The organism is Lunatimonas lonarensis, from assembly GCF_000390185.1.
GTDB classification, from domain to species: Bacteria; Bacteroidota; Bacteroidia; order Cytophagales; family Cyclobacteriaceae; genus Lunatimonas; species Lunatimonas lonarensis.
Window position 1 is genome coordinate 25,955 of the sequence record NZ_AQHR01000112.1, and the last position, 17,507, is coordinate 43,461.

17 protein-coding genes are annotated in these 17,507 nt (G+C 46.6%); 3 read left to right on the plus strand and 14 right to left on the minus strand.

The window, feature by feature from the left end:
• Positions 1-3 precede the first annotated feature (3 nt).
• The 9 genes from ADIS_RS20335 to ADIS_RS20375 form a co-directional block, all read right to left on the minus strand.
• Positions 4-1,656 carry an ABC transporter substrate-binding protein gene (locus ADIS_RS20335; RefSeq protein WP_010856607.1) on the minus strand — a complete coding sequence of 551 codons (1,653 nt, stop codon included), beginning with the start codon at positions 1,654-1,656 and terminating at the stop codon, positions 4-6.
• A gap of 127 nt (positions 1,657-1,783) precedes the next feature.
• Positions 1,784-3,313, minus strand: a complete 1,530-nt coding sequence (gene guaA / locus ADIS_RS20340; protein WP_010856608.1) for a glutamine-hydrolyzing GMP synthase — start codon at positions 3,311-3,313, stop codon at positions 1,784-1,786.
• Positions 3,314-3,421: 108 nt separating this feature from the next.
• Positions 3,422-4,423, minus strand: a complete 1,002-nt coding sequence (locus ADIS_RS20345) for a ligase-associated DNA damage response exonuclease (protein WP_010856609.1) — start codon at positions 4,421-4,423, stop codon at positions 3,422-3,424.
• Position 4,424: 1 nt separating this feature from the next.
• Positions 4,425-5,051 (minus strand): flavin reductase family protein, encoded by a 627-nt coding sequence (locus ADIS_RS20350; protein WP_010856610.1) that lies wholly within the window; start codon positions 5,049-5,051, stop codon positions 4,425-4,427.
• Positions 5,052-5,169: 118 nt separating this feature from the next.
• Complete coding sequence (locus ADIS_RS20355; protein WP_035807156.1) at positions 5,170-5,613, minus strand: hypothetical protein; 444 nt, start codon at positions 5,611-5,613, stop codon at positions 5,170-5,172.
• 67 nt (positions 5,614-5,680) lie between these two features.
• A complete protein-coding gene (locus tag ADIS_RS20360; protein ID WP_010856612.1) occupies positions 5,681-5,944 on the minus strand; it encodes a hypothetical protein in 264 nt (87 codons plus the stop codon).
• An 83-nt stretch (positions 5,945-6,027) separates the two neighbouring features.
• Complete coding sequence (locus ADIS_RS20365; RefSeq protein ID WP_010856613.1) at positions 6,028-6,708, minus strand: SDR family NAD(P)-dependent oxidoreductase; 681 nt, start codon at positions 6,706-6,708, stop codon at positions 6,028-6,030.
• Positions 6,709-6,860: 152 nt separating this feature from the next.
• The gene (folE, locus tag ADIS_RS20370) at positions 6,861-7,562 is read right to left on the minus strand and encodes a GTP cyclohydrolase I FolE (protein ID WP_035807157.1); all 702 of its coding nucleotides are present in this window, start codon (positions 7,560-7,562) and stop codon (positions 6,861-6,863) included.
• Entirely contained in the window at positions 7,522-7,932 is a 411-nt protein-coding gene (locus ADIS_RS20375) for a 6-pyruvoyl trahydropterin synthase family protein (RefSeq protein ID WP_010856615.1), read from the minus strand. The genes folE and ADIS_RS20375 overlap by 41 nt, the downstream gene beginning before the upstream one ends.
• 252 nt (positions 7,933-8,184) lie before the next feature.
• On the opposite strand from ADIS_RS20375, the gene ADIS_RS20380 reads away from it, so the two are divergent.
• Positions 8,185-8,889, plus strand: coding sequence for a murein L,D-transpeptidase catalytic domain family protein (locus tag ADIS_RS20380; RefSeq protein ID WP_010856616.1), 705 nt, complete (start codon positions 8,185-8,187; stop codon positions 8,887-8,889).
• Positions 8,890-8,940: 51 nt separating this feature from the next.
• Here the strand turns inward: ADIS_RS20380 and ADIS_RS20385 are convergent, their stop codons facing one another.
• From ADIS_RS20385 to ADIS_RS20405, 5 genes are all read right to left on the minus strand, one after another.
• Positions 8,941-10,635: a L,D-transpeptidase family protein gene (locus ADIS_RS20385; RefSeq protein WP_155907646.1), complete on the minus strand. Its 1,695-nt coding sequence runs from the start codon at positions 10,633-10,635 to the stop codon at positions 8,941-8,943.
• An 11-nt stretch (positions 10,636-10,646) separates the two neighbouring features.
• Positions 10,647-11,492: a 3-deoxy-8-phosphooctulonate synthase gene (kdsA, locus tag ADIS_RS20390; protein WP_035807158.1), complete on the minus strand. Its 846-nt coding sequence runs from the start codon at positions 11,490-11,492 to the stop codon at positions 10,647-10,649.
• A 90-nt stretch (positions 11,493-11,582) separates the two neighbouring features.
• The gene (locus ADIS_RS20395; protein ID WP_010856619.1) at positions 11,583-12,131 is read right to left on the minus strand and encodes a KdsC family phosphatase; all 549 of its coding nucleotides are present in this window, start codon (positions 12,129-12,131) and stop codon (positions 11,583-11,585) included.
• A 1-nt stretch (position 12,132) separates the two neighbouring features.
• Entirely contained in the window at positions 12,133-13,674 is a 1,542-nt protein-coding gene (locus tag ADIS_RS20400; protein ID WP_010856620.1) for a carbon-nitrogen hydrolase family protein, read from the minus strand.
• A 136-nt stretch (positions 13,675-13,810) separates the two neighbouring features.
• Positions 13,811-15,286: a potassium/proton antiporter gene (locus ADIS_RS20405; protein WP_010856621.1), complete on the minus strand. Its 1,476-nt coding sequence runs from the start codon at positions 15,284-15,286 to the stop codon at positions 13,811-13,813.
• A 211-nt stretch (positions 15,287-15,497) separates the two neighbouring features.
• Between ADIS_RS20405 and ADIS_RS20410 the strand changes: the two genes are divergently transcribed.
• The gene (locus tag ADIS_RS20410; RefSeq protein ID WP_010856622.1) at positions 15,498-16,406 is read left to right on the plus strand and encodes a mechanosensitive ion channel family protein; all 909 of its coding nucleotides are present in this window, start codon (positions 15,498-15,500) and stop codon (positions 16,404-16,406) included.
• Between the two features lie 42 nt (positions 16,407-16,448).
• Positions 16,449-17,402, plus strand: a complete 954-nt coding sequence (locus ADIS_RS20415; RefSeq protein ID WP_010856623.1) for a DUF6089 family protein — start codon at positions 16,449-16,451, stop codon at positions 17,400-17,402.
• Positions 17,403-17,507 lie beyond the last annotated feature (105 nt).

The window sequence follows — 17,507 nt, forward strand, 5'->3', positions numbered from 1 at the left end:
ACATCATTCGATTATTAATTCACCTGACTCTAACCGCAATATAGGCACATAGGCATTGTGGGAGGTACGGGAAAAATCAAACCCAAAAGTCACTTTGCCTGGCAAAAACTTTCCCGATACTAGGTTGTCTTGAAATCCAAATCCACGCTGGGCATTTAAGACCGAGGTTAACCAGTGGATAAGCTCATATCCCAAATAGGTATTTAACCCGGGAAAAACCTTATGGCTCTCAAAGAACGAATTCCTCATGGCCTCTGTGTTGGGTGAGCTCAAATTCACTGTGTTGTTACCAATGAAGTGAAAATCCTGCGATTCCATCATTTCGTAACTAGCGAAATTAAAATAAAGCCAGCTATCCATGACCAGTACCGGAATGCTTGCCGTCTGAGATTCTACCAGAGAGAAGGTAGGGGCAGCGATATTGGGATCATCCGAAAAAACAACCAGTAAATCCGCGCCTCCTTGAAAGACCCTGTCCAGGTAATTCCTCATGTCCCTGGAGGTCACCCGCTGACTCATAGACACTTGCACACCCGAAGAAGCAGCAGCCTCGGTAAAGCGCCGGGCCAAGAGCTCATCTCTATTGGTGCCCGCAAAGGCCACGGCCACTCGCTTGCGCTGAAACCGATTGATGTAACTTACCAAGCTCTTGGCGATTGCATCGGCGGAGGGCCGAAACAAAAAAGCTTCGCCCACATCACGCAACGACTCTTGTATATTGGAAAGCGGATTCACAAAGGGTACGCCGAGTTGGGCCGCCACCTCTCCCATCACCTGCGTTTCTTCCGGATAGATCGGTCCTATAATAACATCTGCACGTAGAAAAAATGGGTCTGACAAAATCTCCCGCAGCCTTTCTGGGTTTCGCTCCGTGTCAAATGTCTTTATCTCGATCCTATGCCCCTGACTCCTCGCTTCCTCTACCCCAAACATGATCCCTCGATACAGCTCAAACACAAAATTGTTGGCTCCTAGATTTCGGACACCGGAACCTCCATTAAAATTAAACGGCAATACCACAGCAATTTCCAAAACCTGATTGACCTCTCGGGCAGCGGGAACCATCGACACGTCTCCCTCTCCGGGAAGGCGCACGTGTCGGATTCTATCGAGCACTTCTCCTTCTTGACTGGATAGTGAAGGCTGCGCGATCAATTTTTCCCTAAGCGCATAGACCAATCCCAGATTTTCTTCATAGGTAGGAACTTGCAACATCAACACACTGACCGGTACTTGCTTAAGAAAATAATAAGAGGCACGAAAAGCCTCTGCCTTAACCTCTTCATCCCTGATTCCCGAAACAGCCGTAAGAGCCTCCGAAAACTTGTTTTGTCGAAAATTGGCCAAAGCCAGTAGGTAATTGGCATTATCGGCATCTACAAACGACGCCGACTCCAAAAGTGGCCCTAACGTAGATTTAGCAAGCTCATACTGCCCATTTTCGAAAGCTGCCTTCGCAAAATGGTAACGGGCATAATAGGCAAGCTTCCCGTATTGCTGAAAATCCATCAGTTTGCGGAACCTATCCATTGCCCCTTGATAATCACCGGATCCCAGAAGCAACCTACCCTCCCGGTAGTCGTCCGGAAGCTGCTGTGAAATCACTGAGATGGAGAAACCCCATGCGAATAAGAGAAAAACAAAAATGGTCTTCATCTATGGTATTGGGTTGGTTCGTAGGATGACTAATTTAACACGTCAACTGAGATTAACCTGCGAATTTACGTGATTTTCAGGCAAGAATACATAAAAAAGCCTGATATCTTCATCAGGCTCACGGTGGCTATTCCCACTCAATGGTAGCAGGCGGCTTCGAACTGATGTCGTATACCACCCTATTTACACCCTTCACTTTGTTAATGATATCGTTCGACACTTTTCCGAGGAACTCGTATGGAAGATGCACCCAGTCAGCGGTCATACCATCGACGGAGGAAACCGCACGTAGGGCCACCACCCGTTCGTAGGTACGTTCATCCCCCATCACGCCCACCGATTGGACCGGAAGTAGAATGGCACCCGCCTGCCATACTTCATCGTACAGTCCATGATCTCTCAGTCCCTGTATAAAAATGGCATCAACTTCTTGAAGTGTTTGTACTTTTTCGGGTGTAATATCCCCAAGTATCCTTATCGCCAACCCAGGACCTGGGAAGGGATGCCTGCCAATAATGTTTTCGGGAATCTCCAAAGCTCTTCCAACTTCGCGCACGCCATCTTTGAAAAGTGTCTTAAGAGGCTCTACGACTTTCAACTTCATAAAATCTGGCAGACCTCCCACGTTATGGTGGCTTTTGATCGTTGCCGAGGGGCCGTTTACCGATACCGACTCAATGACGTCGGGATAGATGGTTCCCTGTCCCAGCCATTTTACGCCGGTGATTTTGGATGCCTCTTCATCAAATACTTCGATAAAGGTTCTGCCTATCGCCTTCCTTTTTCCTTCCGGATCGGAGATACCTGCCAATGCCGCGTAAAACTTAGCCTTGGCATCGACGCCGATCACGTTGAGGCCGAGCCCTTTGTAAGACTCAAGTACCTCCTCGAATTCGCTCTTGCGCAGGAGGCCGTTGTCAACAAACACACAGGTTAGGTTCTCACCTATAGCTCTATGGATCAGGGTGGCAGCAACAGAGGAGTCAACTCCACCCGACAAGCCCATTACCACCTTGTCATCTCCCAGTGTTTGCTTCAATTCATCAATAGTGATATCAATAAAAACATCAGAGGTCCAATCTTGGCTGCAATCACATATCTGAACCACAAAATTCCTGAGCAGATTTTTGCCTTCCAGGGAATGGGTGACCTCCGGATGAAACTGAATGCCAAAGGTATCCTCACCCTCCACTTTGTAGGCGGCAATACGAACAGATGGCGTGCTCGCTATGATGTCGAATCCTACCGGCAACTCCTTGATGGTGTCCCCATGTGACATCCAAACCTGGGAACCATGCGTCAATTCCTTAAACAAGGCTGAATGCATATCAAGGTGACTGAGGTTAGCACGTCCATATTCGCGGATTTCGGAAGGAGCGACGTTGCCACCGTATTTCTGCGCCATGAGCTGCGCTCCATAACAAACGCCCAAGATTGGCAGCTTGCCCCTATACTGATCCAAATCCAAGTCGGGCGAACCCTCATCCCTTACCGAACAGGGACTACCAGACAAAATAATTCCTTTTATGTCGGGGGTGATAGGCGGAATTTTATTAAAGGGGTGAATTTCGCAATAAACGTTCAACTCCCGAACCCTGCGAGCAATCAACTGCGTGTATTGGGATCCAAAATCTAGAATCAGTATTTGTTCTGCCATGCGCAAAGGTAAGCAGCCCTCTTCAAATCTAAAAAAAAACAACCACATTCCTTGACCCTAGCAACTGGAGACCCGCCATGGATCAAGCTCCAATCAAAACCTGTGAAATTACTCCGCAGCGTCTGCCGCTTCCCCTTGAAAATGGGTTTTAAGCACCGAAGCATTCACCCCTTTTTCGAGCAAATACCTTGAAAACGAATCTGTAAACCCATGGGTCAACCACACCTGCTCGGCCTCTGAAGCGGCTATGGCGGCGTTCAGACCCGGCCAATCGGCATGGTCTGATAATACAAACCCTGTATCCACGGCCCTTCGTCGTCTACTTCCCCGAATATTCATCCATCCCGAACATATCGCAGTGCGGAAAGGCATAAACTTCTTCAACCACGGCGTCCCTATGGCCGAAGGAGGTGCAATAATCAACGCATTTCTAAATGAAAGTTTATCCACAGAATCGGCTACTTTATCAAAATCGGGCAAAGCTACCCCGTTGAGTTTCAATGCCTGATTGGTATTCCAAACTGCAGTATGCAGCCAAACAGGCCCGATGGAAGGGTCTAAATGAACAGAGATCCGCTGCGCCTTGCCCAACGAATAGGCAAAGAGAATGGAACATATCCCATTGGATGCATTTTCATTCCACCAAGTGTTGATTTGATTGAAAACCGATTTCTGATCCTCCCACTGATAGATTGGTAACCCAAACGTACATTCGGAAACCAAACCGTGGCATTTGACCGATTCAAAAGGAGTGGAAAGCCCGTCATTTTCGACTTTATAGTCACCGCTGACCACCTCCACCCTACCCTTGTATTCCAGGCGAATCTGAGCGGATCCCGGGATATGACCTGCCGGGTGAAAAGAAACCCTTACGCCATGGATAGATATAGGCTCTCCATACTCGATGGTTTGAAGAGCGATATCCGCTCCCAAACGTAACTTCATCACTTCTCCAGATTGCTTGTGGGCAAGGTATCGCTGCATTCCCCAACGGGAATGATCCGAATGGGCATGGGTTATAAGAGCTGATTTCACGGGCCTCCAAGGGTCTATGAAAAAATCTCCCTGCTCGCAAAAAAGCCCGCTATCTGTTGGCCGGATCAGTTCCACCTTATTGTTCCTTCACAGGCTGATCGGCCTTTGCATACTGAAGCCTTGCCAACCGGACCCCCGTATAGTAATCATCCAAGCCAGACACCGCAACGGTACCTAAGGTAGCTAAACTGATGGCTCCGTCAATACCTACGGCGTTTTCTTGCACAAATACGTGCTGTACCGAACCGATCACCAACTCGGTGTCATTGCAGGCAATTTTCTGTACCTCCTCTAACTGACAGGCAACCTTAAGTGGACTTATTTTGACAAAAGGAGCACTGAAATCTGCCAAATACTCCTCCTCGAGCCCCACCCCTTCAAATTCCGAACGGTCCCAACGTGCACTGCAATGATGGGCTTGCTTATAAAAATCAGCCGTTACGTGGTTTAACGTAAAACAGGCGGTGGACAGAATATTTTCCAATGTGTGACGCTCTACGGTATGGGGACGAAACAAAATGCCGATAAGCGGTGGACTGGCGCCGACGTGGATCACCTGGGAAAATGGAGCTAGATTCGAAGTGCCTTCCACCGATTTGGTTCCAATTAAATTCAACGATTTGTAACCAGTCAGCGTGTTTACAAAATCTCTTCTAAACGACTTGTCAGCTGCTAGAATAGCTGCCCGGCTATAATGTATCATCACATGTTTGGTTGATTCCTGTATCAAAATTTATGGCTCAGCCAGTGAAAAACGAGAAACAAAAAAGGCTGTCTGCCTTCTGCCTGTTAATAAAAGCATCCCTTTGTGCAAGGTTCCATTAACTCACGATGGCTTGCTCTACCGTATCACAATACTTGATATCGAGCTTATCGATGATATTTTCGGGATTATTCTCCATGATCTGCTTTTTGGCTATCATCACCATTTTCTCAAACCATTTCTCAGCAGGCAGTATTTTCCGGTGAACCGAAAGGCCATAATCGTACATTTCCTTTTTCCAGGTCAGGAAATACCATTCCATACTGGGCTGGTGAAATGCCCGTAACGCTCGCTTGTCAAAAATGAATTTCGAGAAATCCCCCTTCTTTACGATCTCGGAGATTTTTTCAAACGTAATTTTAAAGTCTTCTATAGGAACATAATCTGTCAATAACGTACAGATGATGATACCGTCTTCACGATTGACAAGCACGCTGGCATATCTTTCTTCAAAGGCGAGGTCGAAATTCTCCATTATCGACTTATTTAACGCTTCTTTCATCTGGATTATACGATTTGGGTGTAGTGAAAGATTCAGTGGGTACTAAAAAAGAAACATTTCAATGTACTCAATGAAAGGTACTTTTGGGAGTTTTTTTGTTTTTTTCTACTTCTTCTCTAAGCCTATCCAAGTCCACTTCCAAACGGGAAGCATAGTCGATGGTGGTTTTCATTAGCTCTTGTTGAGCTGCGATCTGTTCCTTTAGTCGACAAAATTCACGGTTCATTTCCGCGAGCTTTTCCTCATACAATTTTCGTAATTTTTCCTTTTCCAGCTGAGCCTTTTTAAGCTCAGCCCGGAATATCAAATATGCCTCTGGGGGAGTTTTCATACTCTAATCTTCATTAAATGAAACCAGCAGGGTTCATTTCACATCTGAACTTACCGCTGGAAAATGACAAAACAGGAACTTCCCTAGCGAATAGCGGACATTCCACCATCTACCTGCATTACCTGACCTGTGATCCAAGTGGACTGATCGGAAAGAAGAAAAAATGCCGCATGAGCAGAATCTTCTACCGACCCATGTCTTCCAAGTGGATGCCGCTTGCCGGCCGCCTCCTTTTTGTCGGGTGTACTAAGCAACTGTCCGGCCAACGGTGTATCTGTAAGGGAGGGAGCCACTGCATTTACCCGAATTTTCTGGGAAGACCACTCCGCCGCCAGCGATCGCGTCAATCCTTCCACTGCCCCTTTTGCCGCCGCAATAGAAGCATGAAATCCCAAGCCTGTCTGTACTGCAACCGTACTGAATAATACTACAGACGCTCCCTGTGCCTGCTTTAGGCTTTTGAAGCAAGCCTGTATGGTACGCACTGCACCCAACACATTTATCTCGTAATCAGTCAAAAAATCTTCCCTGGTCAACCGTTGGAATGGTTTCAACGTGATGCTGCCCGGGCAATATACGAACCCGTGCACCACCTCCGGAACGTCCTTTAAATTCTGGTCTAGATCCGTCACATCCAAATGTCCCGACCCGCTTTCACGTCTCGAAAAAACGAGCACATTAGCTCCTGCATCCCTTAGCTGAGTCACCAAGCAACCGCCAATCCCACTATTTCCTCCAATTACTACGATGTTTTTTCCCTTCATCTTTACTACTCTTATTCTTTACTACTAATATATCTGAGGGCAAATTGTTTTGAAATAGAACACAAAAAAACCGAAGGTAGCCTTCGGTTTTTCTCACATTTTGACCTTTGTAATCCTATTTGGATCGATGGTTTACCATCAGCATCAATCAATTACTTTTTCAATGTCAGGTATTTTAAAAACTCTGTCCTACGCTTTTCGTCCTCCTTGAACTTACCACTGTAAAAAGAAGTAATTGTACTGCTGTTTACGTCCTTAACACCGCGGGAAGAAACGCACATGTGATAGGCATCCATCACCACTGCTACGTCCTCTGTCCCGAGCATCTCTTTCAACTCATTGCCGATTTGCATGGTGAGGCGCTCCTGCACCTGCGGACGCTTGGAGTAGTATTGCACGATTCGGTTGATTTTTGAAAGCCCTATCACCTTTCCATTTGAGATATAGGCCACATGGGCTTTGCCATAAATCGGAACAAAATGGTGCTCGCAGTGCGAGTAGAAGGTGATATCCTTCTCCACCAGCATTTCGTTGTAATGGTACTTGTTTTCGAATAGCTTACCTACTGGTTTGTTTTTCGGATCCAACCCACTGAAAACCTCTTGCACAAACATTTTGGCCACACGTTTTGGTGTTCCCCTTAGGCTATCATCTGTCAGGTCCAACCCGAGTATATGCATGATTTCCCGAAAATGCTTTTCGATCAGCTCCATTTTCAGCTCATCATCCATCTCGAAAGCATCTTCCCTAAGCGGTGTATCGTGTGAGGAGGCCGCATGTGAATCCCCCATCTCATCAAACGCGTTCACGAGATCAATATCCTTTGTATTCAACAAAATTCCTTTCTGTTTCATAGAGTCGAATCGTTAATTCAAATTTTGTGTCAATAAGTTGCCTTAAAATATTCCAAATAACCACAGCAATGTTTTCCGCAGTTGGGTTGAGGTGTTTGAATTCATCAGTGTCTAAATTTAGGTTTTTATGGTCAAACCTATCCAGCACCTGAGCTTTGATAAGGTCTTTCAACAATTTCATGTCATACACATACCCCGTATCAGGATCTATGGGGCCATACAACTGAACAATCAGGTCATAATTGTGGCCGTGATAATTGGGAAGGTTACACTTACCAAAAACTTCCTGATTCTTTTCCGCCGGCCAATTGGGATTATTCAATCGGTGCGCGGCGTTGAAGTGTTCTTTTCTATATACCGAAGCTTTCATGAATCTATGGAACAGTAATTATTATTTTTTTGTTTGAAATTTGTCATCTATTCCTAGCCAGCTTATATTCCTGATTTACCAATCAATGGTTTACGTTTCAGAAAGGTTCCATTGGGCAAAAACCATATGGTATCTACTTTCTAACACCATCGATAAACCTTCGGTTTGGTAGAATGTTTACTTGATAAACTTGTTTTTTGTACATTTAGCTAAAATCCATTTGATCTATTTGAGACAATACGTCATCTACCTATGATTTCATCAAACCACTACCTTTGGCCAGTCATCTGGCTTTTGAATTTTGGCACATTGAACCACCTATCTGAAGCCACTGAAAGCATACAACCATCACCCGCTTCCACGTACGAGCTGCTCAGCAGCTTAAACCCATCCGTACCTTCGGAAGACATTTTCGAATTGGCTATACTGGGATGGTCCAAGCTTCAGGACACGCTCTCCTACGACGTGATTACCATTATCGACTTCACGCTTCCTTCTACCGAAAAACGGATGTGGATAATAGACCCCATAAACGGAGAAGTTTTGCTTCACAGCTTGGTAGCCCATGGGCGGAATTCCGGTGATCTGATGGCCTATAAATTTTCCAATCGCCCCGAATCCTATCAAAGTAGTCTTGGGTTTTATAGAACCGGAGAAACTTACCAAGGAAAACATGGTTATTCCCTTCGTTTGGACGGGTTGGAGCAGGGAATCAACGATCAAGCCAGAAACCGGGCCATTGTAATTCACGGAGCCGAATATGCAAATGAATCGTTTGTCAAAAGTGCTGGTCGGCTTGGAAGAAGTTTGGGATGTCCCGCCTTACCAACTGAGCTTACTGACGAGGCGATCAATCTAATAAAGGGAGGTTCGCTATTGTTTATATATGGCAATGATCCTGAATACCTCCACACTTCTGAAATCTTGGAAGTTCCAAATTTCGCCGCAAATCTATAGATAAACAGCCGGTAGAACTAGACAAGTGGTAACCACCTTTATTTCTGAATATCAGGCTCCACGACCCACGACAACGGATTCGTTTAGTGCTTTGAACAAAGCTTCATCACGGTCATACAGATCATGACGGATCTGCGGGGTTCCTGCGGAATCTGTCCAAAAGGTTAGGTACAAAATGACAACAGGGATTTGCCTTCTCAACATAACCGTTTGCTCCCGTCCTCCGCGCATAGCTGCTAGGATTCGATCCTCTGTCCAGAGCGGTTGATCTGCCAATAACAACCTGGCCAATTCCACCGGACGCTCGATTCGGATACACCCCGAACTCAGTGCCCGATCATCTCTGGAGAACAACTCCCTGGAGGGGGTGTCATGAATGTAGACATTATGCTGGTTCGGAAACATGAACTTGACCAAGCCGAGCGAATTGGCGACCCCGGGATCCTGTCTAACCATGTAGGGGAAATTGCTTGCCGTAACTTTACTCCAATCGATCGAATGCGGATCCACCTCCTTTCCTCCAAAGGTAAGAATGCGCATGTTTTTGCTCCTTAGGTAACCTATGTCCTTCTTTACCGCCGGGATTACGTCATTTCTTAAAATGGTGGGTGGCACGGTCCAAGTAGGACTGAAGACCAAATAGGTCATGGGGGCATTGAATACCGGCGTTTTCCGATAGGCTCTACCCACGATCGCGTTGCTATGCAGCAGCGTATCTCTTTCCTTGATATAATCCATCGAAAAATTGGCAATATTAACCAATATCAGCTCGTTCAACACGGTATCCGGTAGCCAGCGCATGCGCTCCAAATTCACCGCCCCCTGTTTGATAAGATCCTCGGGTCGCTTGTTGAGCGCACGTAATGTGGCGTTTCCGATGACGCCATCGGGGTTCAGTCCCAAATGCTTCTGATACTGCTCTATACGCCGGACCAGCAGCGTATCGTACCATTCTGACTCCTGAGAAGCTTCTGATTGGCTTCCCTCCCAAAAATCCAACCGCTCCCTCACCTTGGGAATTAGCTGATGACGTTCGTAGGGTTTGATTGACTTGCTGACCGTAAGCCTTTCCCACGAAGAGGGCGTGGACCGGGCCTTCTCATAAAAACCCATCATACTGACCCTCATCCGCTTGTACATGGGAAAGTCAGGGTAAAGTGCCTCCAGGCTCTTCCGTACTTCACACCCATCTACCGCAAGTTGCAGTTTATTAAGCACCTCCTTCCTTGGTTCCTTTCGCTTTAGTTCCCACCCAAACTCACGATGTCCCGGGTCTACTTTTCCCAAATAAAGGTGTGAACCTAATTCCAAAAAAGCATCCGATAGCACTACGTCCATTTTAGCAATTTCGATCGGTGACACCACCGCCCCCCCCTTTAATGCCTGTTCCATCACCTGAAAGAATGCATTGATGCGGTTGAGGTGATATTGATCTGGAATTAGCCCATCAAATCTGCTTTGCTGAATCAAGTACCTCATTTCGTACGCATTGCAGGTCAGGCGATCCTCGGAGAACCACGCTTCTTTAAATTTCCTACTGGAATAGAACTGAAACAGCTGATCCGGATTATAAAGATCTCCTCCAACGGGACTGGAGCCGGGGTCTTCCAGACGAAACTCAAACAAATGCCTGATTTCAAAGGAAACCCCCGAATCGATCACATGTGTCTGGGCAGGCAAAGAGCTCCAAATAATGTACAATACAACAGCTAAAAGTGTGCATTTCCTACCAAACAAACTGTCCATACCTGTGCTACTTAAACTTGAATTTCTTCGAACTTCCTCCCTATCTCCCAGGTCTCCTTTAGCATACGCAAAAATGATTCCATTTGATGCAAAGGCACCATGTTTGGCCCATCACTCATCGCCATGTCCGGCTTGGGATGGGTTTCAATAAAAAACCCATCGACGCCTACGGCCGCCGCCGCCCTGGCGAGATAAGGTGCAAAATGTCGTTGACCACCGCTACTTCCTCCAAGGCCTCCCGGCTGCTGAACACTGTGAGTTACGTCGAATACCACTGGCGCGAAGGCCCGCATTACGGGAAGTGCCCTCATGTCTACCACCAGATTATGATATCCCAGCGCAAAACCCCTCTCGGTCAGGCAAACTTCATCATTACCTGTTCCTCGGATTTTTTCCACTGCGTACCGCATATCTTCGGGTGCCATAAACTGCCCACGCTTCACCTTTACCGCCTTCCCTGTTTCCGCCGCGGCAAGCAAAAGATCGGTTTGTCGGCACAGGTAGGCCGGAATCTGAAGCACATCCACCACTTGGGCTACTGGATCCGCCTGATAGCTCTCATGGATATCCGTGAGCAATGGCACCTGCAGCCTCTTCCCAACCTCGGACAAAATACTTAGTGCCCTATCCATACCCAACCCACGAAACGAGGAAGAGGATGTTCGGTTGGCCTTGTCAAAGGACGCCTTAAAAACATACAAAAACCCTAGATCGGCTGCCAAAATTTTCAACGCCTCTCCTATCTCTAGGCAAGTATCCAGGCTTTCGACCGCGCACGGCCCGGCAAACAAGACGGGGATCTCTCCCCCCAAGTACATGCCGTCCTGTATTCTCATCGTATATCCACTACGCTGCATCGTGTTTTCATTTTATAACTGCTACCATCTACTCTTTCTTCCAGTCGGCACCAAGACCTTAACCTGCCATTACCATCATGCCCCGCCAGACTAGGCAATATCCAACGATCGCAGTGCCTCGTCCAAATTACCCCTGACATGCAAAAGCGTATCTGCCAACTCCCTAAATGCCCCTGCCCCACCAGGCAAAGAACAAACAAAATCCACCTTGTCACAAACATAAGGCAATGCGTCTCTTGGTGCCGCTGACACGCCCACGTTCAATAGCACGTCCAAATCTATGATATCATCCCCAATGTAAGCACATTCTGCAAGGGTTAAGCCACGCTCCTCTAATAAGTCCGCGATCAATCCAAGTTTGTTTTTTACACCATGAAAATGAAAATCCAACCTCATCTGTTCGCATCTGCGCTTTACGACATCCACATCTCTGCCACTCACAGCACCCACAAGTAACCCAAATTTTTTCAGGAAAGGGATAATCTGTCCATCCTTTACCTGAAATCGCTTATATTCCACGCCGGAATCGTCAAGTATGATTCCCCCATCCGTCAAAACGCCGTCCACATCGGTGATCAGCACCTTTATTTCCTTCATCTTCTCCCGTAAACGTGGGGGAATTTCCTGCAGTCTATACATATCAGCGTTTTCTTTTCCACTGGATGGAATACAGATCCAGGCGGCGCTGCTCCAGATTTCTCACACTTCCTGCCTTACGTAACTTGGTAAGCAAGTCGAGGTCAACATCGGCAACAATAGTGGTCTCCGTATTCAGGGATGCTTCTGCAATAGTAGCATCGTGCGGGAACGAAAAATCAGAGGGAGAGTATATTGCCGCCTGCGAATGCTGAATATCCATATTCTCGACTTTGGGCAGGTTCCCTACCGATCCGGTGATTGCTACGTAGCACTCATTTTCAATGGCTCGCGCCTTGGCGCAAGTGCTCACCCTTAGATAGGCATTCTTAGTGTCCGTCCAAAACGGAACAAAGAGTATATCCATCTCCTTTTCAGCCAAAATCCGACCCAATTCAGGAAACTCCACGTCATAGCAGATCAGTATGCCTATACGCCCTGCATCCGTATCAAATACGCGAATACCGTTTCCTCCCTGTAGGCCCCAATACGCCTGCTCGTCAGGAGTAATGTGCAGCTTGTACTGCCTATCCATCGTCCCGTCCCTGCGGCATAGGTAGCTTACGTTGCGGAGCTTTTTCCCGTCGTACTCCGGCATACTTCCCGCGATAATATTAACATTGTAGGAGAGGGCCAGGTCCCGCATCCTATCGAGAATCTCCTCCGTGTATTCGGCTAGATTCCTGATAGCCTCAGACGCCTCCATGTTGTTGAATCCTGCCAATAACGGCGCATTAAAAAACTCCGGGAACAAGCAAAAATCGGATTTATAGTTGGAGATGGTATCCACAAAAAACTCCACCTGCTGCATAAGGTCATCTACGTTCGCAAAACGCCTCATTTTCCATTGAACCAGACCCAGCCGAACAATGGTCTTTTTGTTTCCGATTAGCTTTTCTTCCTTTTCGTAGTAGATGTTAATCCACTCAAGCAGAGTGGCGTAGGCCCTTGAATCGGTATCCTCGGGCAGGTACTTGGTGATTACCTTTCTGACATGAAACTCATTGGCCAGCTGAAAAGAAAGCACCGGATCAAAGATCTCCTTGTTTTTGACCATTTCGATGTACTTGCGTGGCGTCATTTGATCCGCGTACTTGCTATATCCCGGTATCCTGCCGCCGGCAATTATCGACCGCAGGTTTAGATTTTCGCAGAGTTCCTTCCGTGCATCGTAAAGCCTTCGTCCCAATCTAAGCCCTCTGTACTCTTTATCCACAAAAACATCCGTACCGTAGAGCGTGTCTCCGTTTTCATCATGGGTATCAAATTTCCCAAAACCGGTAATTTGATCATAGGTATGGTTATCACCGTATTTGGAATAGTCGACGATCAAACTCATGGCTACCGCTACTACGGTTCCATTGTCCTCCAAACAAATCTGACCCGCTGGAAACGCCTTTACCTGGTTCTGGAATTCCTCCTTGGTCCAAGCCATCGCTTGGTCCTTGTAAATGCTGACCATGATTTTACGGATATCCCCGTAGTCCGAAAGACGGACGTTTCGTAGTTTTAAACGGTGCTCTAATTCTTCTTTCTGCTTACTCATAGCACAAAAATACGCAATTTAAATACATTCCAAGGTTCGGATGATGGTCACGATAATCGTACCAAAACGGACATCTGCAACTGTGATAAAAGTTCTTGGCAAAATCTATTCTCTCATAAGAGGGTAGCTTTTTGGGCTATTCAAGCAAATCAGATATCCCAAACATGCGATACACATCCCTTAGTCCCTCCTCACTATCCGAGAGTACGACCAGTTTATCCCCTGATTCAATCACCGTTGAACCACTTGGCGTAATAAACTTATCCCCCCGTTGGATCATGGCGATAATAGCCGACTTGGGAAAATTCAAATCCACAATACGTTTGCCGGCCTTTTCCGCACCATCCTCGATTTTGATCTCTTTCATGACCGTTCGGGGGTATTCCTCCATCAAGGCATCCGTCGGATTCTTGGGTTTTGCTTTCTCGGGCAGTGCGACATGCAGCCATTTCGCTACAGCCGACAGCGTGGTACCTTGAATTAGAATGGAGGTGAGCGAAATGAAGAACACAATATTAAAAATCATATCGGCTTTTTCGATACCTGCAAGAAGGGGATAGGTGGCGAATACGATGGGAACTGCACCGCGTAGGCCTACCCAGGAAATATACAGCCGGCGCCTGATTTTCATCTTAAAAAAACCCAAACTGATCAGCACCCCTATAGGGCGGGCTACGAGGATCAAAAATCCGGAAATCAGCAACCCGATGCCAATAAAGGGTACCACTTCGGAGGGATAGACCAAGAGCCCAAGAGTCAGGAAAAGGACTATCTGCATTAACCAGGCCAGCCCGTCAAACATCTTCATGATGGCCTTCTTGTGTATCAGCTCCTGATTCCCCAAGTAAACAGCACAAATGTAGATGGCCAAAAAGCCATTTCCTCCCAGAAAATCGGTAGCCGAAAAAGTACCAAACATCAATCCAATCACTAAAACAGGATACAATCCCTCAAAATCCAACCTGATACGATTGATCGCCAATTTACTGATCAAACCGAAAATATAGCCCATGATCCCTCCCAGGATCATCTGTGTGAAAAACAACGGCAATACCGTCCATAGTGCCTGATCCTGATTGACTACAAGTCCCAAAAAAGCAATGGTGAGCACGTAAGCCATCGGGTCGTTACTACCGCTCTCCATTTCCAAGGTAGGCCGTAGGTTCGTTTTCAATGCCAGATTTTTTGCCCTGAGAATCGAAAAAACGGCCGCCGCATCAGTGGAAGACACGATAGCACCCAACAACAATCCCTCGTATAGGGTAAAGTCGGTCACGAGCCAAACGAACAACCCTAGAAGAACAGCCGTAAAGAACACCCCCAGTGTAGAGAGGGAAAAGCCCTGCCAAAAAACAGGTCTTACGGTCTGCCAATTGGTGTCCAACCCACCGGAAAAAAGAATAAAGTTGAGAGAAACTACCCCAATGAACTGCGCGATTTTGGGATCGTCAAAGTGAATGCCCCCAAACCCGTCTGATCCCGCCAACATGCCAATGCCCAAAAAGAGGACAAGGGTAGGCACACCAAATTTATACGATGTCTTGCCGGCTATTATGCTCAGAATCAACAAAGCTGACCCAATCAGCAAAATATTCTCAATAGTTAGGTTCATAAAGTCTAATCAACGGAAAATTACTGGTTCATCGGCCAATATATACAAAAACTACCCTAGGAACATTACGTTTCCACGCCCCGTTCCAACCTGTCATTTTTTTGCCAAAATCCACTCGATGGCTTGTTGACCATTGCCTAATTCCCATGCTTTCTTTGGATTGTGGCAATTCGTTAGTATTTTTCTGCGAACATTGTGATTTTAGGCATCAATGGATGAACTTTATCAGGACTTAAAGGAAGGTAATCTCGGAGGTTTTTTCGAGCACCTCGACCAATTTTTACAAATTAGCCTCATTGGCTTAGGAGATTCCAAACTTACTATCGGGCTTCTGTTATGGCTCATAATTTCCGTATCCGTCATTTTGTTGTTGGCGGAATTTGTTCGGAAATTTACCGTTAATAGACTGTTGTCCCGTTATACGTTGGATCTCGGAACCCGCAAGGCCATTGGCACCATTGTCAAGTACGCACTAATCACCATTGGGTTTTTCACCATTTTACAAAACTCCAACGTTGATCTCAGCGCGCTTGGGATACTTGCCGGTGCAGTTGGGGTGGGCATTGGGTTTGGATTGCAAAACATCACCAACAACTTTATAAGCGGCCTGATTATTCTCTTCGAGCGCCCTATAAAAGAAGGTGACCGAATTGAAGTTAACGGAGTGAACGGCGATGTTATCAAAATCTCCGCCAGGTCAACGATGGTCGTAACCAACGACAACATTACCATCATCGTACCAAACAGTCAATTCATAGACAGTTCTGTCATCAATTGGTCCCATAACGACCGAAATATTCGCTTCAATATCCCGGTTGGCGTTGCATACAAGGAAGACCCGGAAAATATCAGGAAGATATTGCTGAAGGCAGCGGAGGAAAATCCCGGGGTATTGGATTCTCCGTCACCGGATGTGCTTTTTCAGGGATACGGAGACAGCAGTATTGATTTTATTTTACGTATCTGGACCTCTGAATATATCAATAGGCCCCAAGTACTGAAAAGTCAGCTTTATTACGATATATTCAGACGATTTAGGGAGGCAGGTGTCGAAATACCCTTTCCACAACATGACCTGCATATTCGGTCTGGTTGGAAAAATCCGGGCAATCCAACCTAAAAACCAACGGATTAACCTATCTTGACCGAAAAGAACAGAAGAATGAAGCGGGGGATACAATGGGTAATTTTTGCCTATGTGCTTTTTTGTGCGACAAGCCAACTGGCACATGCGCAGGCCTTCTATCGCTTTCGCTTCGAGGAACCCTGGTCCGTTGCCGCCCACTTGGGTCCGACCCAGTATTTTGGAGACCTCTACTCGCTATGGAAATACTACGAGGGAATTCAGCCGGATTATAACTTTGCCCTGACCGGAAGGTACACCTTTGGCAAAAACGTGAAGGCCAGGGTAGATCTTACCTACTACCAAATCTCAGGTGAGGACACCAAAGCCGATCCTAGAAGCGGACGCATACCCCGTGATTTGAACTTCCGTGCCCGAAACTACGAAGCGGCCGTACTGTTCGAATACTACTATAAACCGGTGAAGGTCTATAACATTACGCGTGAGTTCCTGAACCCATACATTTTCGCAGGGGTGGGTGTTTCGACCAACGATCCTTATGCCAATTACCGGGGCAATTGGATTCCGCTCAGGCCACTACAAACGGAAAACGAAGCCTATCCAGGTGTTGTAATGGTGTTTCCTATGGGGTTGGGCCTGAAATATAAAGTCAATGTGTACATGGACTTCTTTATCGAGGGCAATTATCGATTCACCCTAACCGACTACTTGGATGATATCAGCTCATTCAATATGTCGGGGTTTTACGAAGACCTGATCGAAGACTATGTTTCCGGGGAAAATCCCCAACGCCTACGTCTCTCGGTGCTCCAAGCGAGATACCTTTTGGAAAATGGAGAGCCAAATGTGGCACTCATCCGGTCTACGGGAGGTAGGCCCCGAAGGGGCAGCGGTGATCCCCGCCTAAATGAACCAAATGCCCGATACGATGGCTATTTCTCGCTGAATTTTGGGGTGGAAATCTATTTCGCCCAAGATATTTGGGAAAACTGGATTTTCAGGCACAAAGGGAAAGGCTGGAGATTCTGGTAATCGACCGTATATTGGCAAGTAGACGAGGCTGGCCTTTGCCACATACATTGCCATTTTAGAAATGAATACGGATTATTTTTTTTAATTTTGGAACCATTTCCCAGA

Excerpts from the sequence above, each read along its gene's own strand:
- ADIS_RS20335 (WP_010856607.1), bottom strand. The coding sequence starts at position 1,656 with ATGAAGACCATTTTTGTTTTTCTCTTATTCGCATGGGGTTTCTCCATC.
- guaA (WP_010856608.1), bottom strand. The coding sequence starts at position 3,313 with ATGGCAGAACAAATACTGATTCTAGATTTTGGATCCCAATACACGCAG.
- ADIS_RS20350 (WP_010856610.1), bottom strand. The coding sequence starts at position 5,051 with ATGATACATTATAGCCGGGCAGCTATTCTAGCAGCTGACAAGTCGTTT.
- ADIS_RS20355 (WP_035807156.1), bottom strand. The coding sequence starts at position 5,613 with ATGAAAGAAGCGTTAAATAAGTCGATAATGGAGAATTTCGACCTCGCC.
- ADIS_RS20360 (WP_010856612.1), bottom strand. The coding sequence starts at position 5,944 with ATGAAAACTCCCCCAGAGGCATATTTGATATTCCGGGCTGAGCTTAAA.
- ADIS_RS20365 (WP_010856613.1), bottom strand. The coding sequence starts at position 6,708 with ATGAAGGGAAAAAACATCGTAGTAATTGGAGGAAATAGTGGGATTGGC.
- folE (WP_035807157.1), bottom strand. The coding sequence starts at position 7,562 with ATGAAACAGAAAGGAATTTTGTTGAATACAAAGGATATTGATCTCGTG.
- ADIS_RS20375 (WP_010856615.1), bottom strand. The coding sequence starts at position 7,932 with ATGAAAGCTTCGGTATATAGAAAAGAACACTTCAACGCCGCGCACCGA.
- ADIS_RS20380 (WP_010856616.1), top strand. The coding sequence starts at position 8,185 with ATGATTTCATCAAACCACTACCTTTGGCCAGTCATCTGGCTTTTGAAT.
- ADIS_RS20385 (WP_155907646.1), bottom strand. The coding sequence starts at position 10,635 with ATGGACAGTTTGTTTGGTAGGAAATGCACACTTTTAGCTGTTGTATTG.
- kdsA (WP_035807158.1), bottom strand. The coding sequence starts at position 11,492 with ATGCAGCGTAGTGGATATACGATGAGAATACAGGACGGCATGTACTTG.
- ADIS_RS20395 (WP_010856619.1), bottom strand. The coding sequence starts at position 12,131 with ATGTATAGACTGCAGGAAATTCCCCCACGTTTACGGGAGAAGATGAAG.
- ADIS_RS20400 (WP_010856620.1), bottom strand. The coding sequence starts at position 13,674 with ATGAGTAAGCAGAAAGAAGAATTAGAGCACCGTTTAAAACTACGAAAC.
- ADIS_RS20405 (WP_010856621.1), bottom strand. The coding sequence starts at position 15,286 with ATGAACCTAACTATTGAGAATATTTTGCTGATTGGGTCAGCTTTGTTG.
- ADIS_RS20410 (WP_010856622.1), top strand. The coding sequence starts at position 15,498 with ATGGATGAACTTTATCAGGACTTAAAGGAAGGTAATCTCGGAGGTTTT.
- ADIS_RS20415 (WP_010856623.1), top strand. The coding sequence starts at position 16,449 with ATGAAGCGGGGGATACAATGGGTAATTTTTGCCTATGTGCTTTTTTGT.